This is a genomic window from Jannaschia seosinensis (genome assembly GCF_001408515.1).
Lineage (GTDB): Bacteria > Pseudomonadota > Alphaproteobacteria > Rhodobacterales > Rhodobacteraceae > Jannaschia > Jannaschia seosinensis.
The window spans coordinates 1-2,892 of the sequence record NZ_CYPR01000091.1; the positions used below are offsets into that span (position 1 = coordinate 1).

Consider the following 2,892-nt stretch of genomic DNA (forward strand, 5'->3'; position numbering starts at 1 on the left):
TCGATCTGCATCGCCAGCTCGAAAGCCCGCGCGAACACCGATGCGATCTCGCCGGGCCCGTGCTCGATCAACTGTTCCAAGACCGCCTCAAGCGCCGTATCCTTCCGCCTGTCCATTCGTTCTTCTCCATGGTTGTGTTGCAAATCCATGGAATACCAGAATGGGCAGCTCGTGCTGGGGGGCGCCCCAGCACGAGCTCACGCCCCGCGTCTCAAGCGAATTTCCAGACCTGAGGGTACAGTACCTGCTTGTGTCGGCGATCAGGCACAGGTTATGCTGGCGGCAATCATCGATCACCGCCAGGATGCGGAACTTCCGCGACGCGCCGAAACTGTCCGCCAAGAAATCGAGCGACCAGCGCGCATTTGGGCGTGCCGCCTCCGGCATCGGCGTGCGCGACCCACGAGCCCGCTTGCGCCCGCGCCGTCGCTTCACAGACAGCCCTTCCTCCCGGTAGAGCCGATAGAGCTTCTTGTGGTTCATGGTCATGCCCTTGCGCTCGAGCAGGATGCCGATCCGGCGGTAGCCGAACCGGCGCCGCTTCCCGGCGATCTCCTTCATTTCCTTGCGGATCTCCGGGGAGTCCGGCGGGCGTTCGCCTCGGACCGTCTTGGGATCGACACCGATAAGCTGACAGGTCCGGCGCTGCGAGATGTCGTGATCCCGCATTGCCCGCAGCGCCGCCTCTCGCCGCTTGGTCAGCGTCGTCAGTTCTTTCCCAGAAGATCTTTCAAGACAACGTTGTCGAGCATCGTGTCGGCCAGCAGGCGCTTGAGCTTGCTATTCTCGTCTTCCAGCGCCTTCAGCCTGGCAGCCTCGGAGACCTCCATGCCGCCATACCTGGCCTTCAGCTTATAGAACGTCGCCAGGCTCAGGCCATGCCGGCGGCACACCTCTGCCGTGGCCATACCGGCCTCCTGCTCCTTGTTCATCCCGATGATTTGCGCCTCGGTGAAACAGCTCTTCCTCATTCGTCTGCTCCTTCGCGGTCGAGCAGACTCTACATCAGACTGAGGGACCTCACGGGGCGCAGGTCATCGGCAATTGCCATCCCCTGTCCTTGCAGCACTTCGAACTTTTGAAGCTTGAGCACGATGTCTTCGGGCTTGCCTCGCTTTCCTGCCATCTCTGGTCCTCCTGATCGGGACAATTCCATTCCAGTTGGTGGACCACTTCAGTGGGGCACTCCATGGCCTGGCGTGGGAGATGCTGCCGCGCGAGGTATTCGGCTGCTCGGGCATGACCTGCTGGCGGCACCTGCGGGACTGGCAGCAGGCAGGTATGTGGGACCGGCTGCACCGGGTTCTGCTGGACCGGCTCAACCGAGCGGGTGAATTGGATTGGTCCCGCGGCGCTCTGGACGCCGCTTCCATTGCGGCAAAAAGGGGGGGCCGCGACGGGCCCGAACCCGACAGACCGGGACCGCACGGGCACGAAGAGGCACTGCGTCACGGACCGCCGGGGCACGCCGCTCGGCCTGACGATCACGGCCGCGAACCGCCACGACAGCATGGCGCTCGTATCCACGCTCGACGCCGTGCCGGGGGTGCGGTCGGGACGGCGCGGCCGTCCCCGCAAGCGCCCGGGCAAGCTGCACACCCCCTCTCGGGACATCGCTGCGCGATACCCTGCCGGGTAACGGACAAGGCCTACGATCACCGCCGGTGCCGGAAGGAATGCCGGGCCCGCTCCATCATCCCCCGCATCGCGCGTCGCGGGCTCGAGACCTCCACCAAGCTCGGCCGCCATCAATGGGTCGTCGAGCGCACCTTCGCGTGGTTCGCTCAGTTCGTTCGGCGAGCCTCACCCTCGCAACCCGCTACGACCGCCGCGCCGATATCCACATGGCCCTCACCAAGCTCGCAACCGCCATCATAGGCATGAACCAGATCAAGAGGTTCTGTTAGGCGCTCTAAGAGCGAGGCAGCCCCAGGACGAAACCATGGTCATGCGGTAACCAACCCGCGCATGAGAGCCTGCTCAACGGTCGTCTCCGTTCCGTCTCCTACCTTGCGCACCTACATCGTTCCCGCGCCCGGCCCTGCCGAGATATTGGGCGTGAACAAGGGCTTGACGGCGATCGTGAGAACAGGTCGCTGAAATAGTCTGGCTGGAGGGACGCTGTTCCTGTCGACGCGATCTAAAGGCGGGTTTTCTGCGGCTGCGGCTGCGGCTGCTTTGGATCTGGGAATGTCATGAACTCTGTGTATCTGGCGTAGGCCCATGCTGGTTTCAGATACGGTCACGCATTGAAGCGCTCGTCGAAAATGATAGCGAACTAATCGCGGGCCGCAAACCATTCGCGGACGTTTCTGCCGCCCCTTTCGAAGTTGCGGATGGCCAGATAGACCAGCTTGGTCGCGGCCTCATCGGGGTAGTGTCCCAGGAAGTGGTTTAGGAACTGGCATTCACCTGCTTCTTCATAGCTGGTGTCGCTCGTTCACTGGGCGGCGATCATCGCGCCCACGTCCGGATCGTTGCACACGGCAGTCAGCTTTTCTACCGGCATGTAGCGGCGGGGAGTTATGCCCGAAAGTTGGTGATGGCCTGAAGTAGGCGGCATATCATGGCGGTGTTCACGCGCCGTCAGTCTCAAAAGAGAAAGGATATGCCACCATGGCCAAATCTACCGTTGTCCCGTTCGAACTGCCATCGGAATTTTCTGCGGATCCGTTGACCGAGGTAATCCAAGCTGGGGCCAAGGAGCTTCTGCGAACGGCGGTTCAGGCGGAGGTATCCGCCTTCCTCGCCGAGCATGCGCATCTTCTGGACGAGGAGGGCCGCCAGCGTCTTGTGCGCCATGGTTTTCTGCCCGAGCGCGAGATGATGACCGGGATCGGGACCATTCCTGTGCAGGTCCCGCGCGTGCGCGATCGCGGCCGCAATGAAGAT

At 62.7% G+C, this 2,892-nt stretch carries 2 protein-coding genes and 3 pseudogenes; 2 read left to right on the plus strand and 3 right to left on the minus strand.

Features of this window, described 5'->3' with window-relative positions; translation table 11 throughout:
* Positions 1-246: 246 nt before the first annotated feature.
* Together JSE7799_RS19660 and JSE7799_RS21990 are read right to left on the minus strand one after the other, a co-directional pair.
* Positions 247-971 (minus strand): annotated as a pseudogene (locus JSE7799_RS19660) (transposase); the annotation flags it as partial.
* A 29-nt stretch (positions 972-1,000) separates the two neighbouring features.
* Positions 1,001-1,126 carry a hypothetical protein gene (locus tag JSE7799_RS21990; protein WP_275934888.1) on the minus strand — a complete coding sequence of 42 codons (126 nt, stop codon included), beginning with the start codon at positions 1,124-1,126 and terminating at the stop codon, positions 1,001-1,003.
* 65 nt (positions 1,127-1,191) lie between these two features.
* Here JSE7799_RS21990 and JSE7799_RS21645 point away from each other — a divergent pair.
* Positions 1,192-1,907, plus strand: a pseudogene (locus tag JSE7799_RS21645) (IS5 family transposase); the annotation flags it as partial.
* A 533-nt stretch (positions 1,908-2,440) separates the two neighbouring features.
* On the opposite strand, the gene JSE7799_RS21995 reads toward JSE7799_RS21645, so the two are convergent.
* On the minus strand, positions 2,441-2,563 hold the full coding sequence (locus JSE7799_RS21995) for a hypothetical protein (RefSeq protein WP_275934889.1): 123 nt from the start codon (positions 2,561-2,563) through the stop codon (positions 2,441-2,443).
* A 53-nt stretch (positions 2,564-2,616) separates the two neighbouring features.
* Here JSE7799_RS21995 and JSE7799_RS07355 point away from each other — a divergent pair.
* A pseudogene (locus JSE7799_RS07355) lies at positions 2,617-2,892 on the plus strand (IS256 family transposase); the annotation flags it as partial.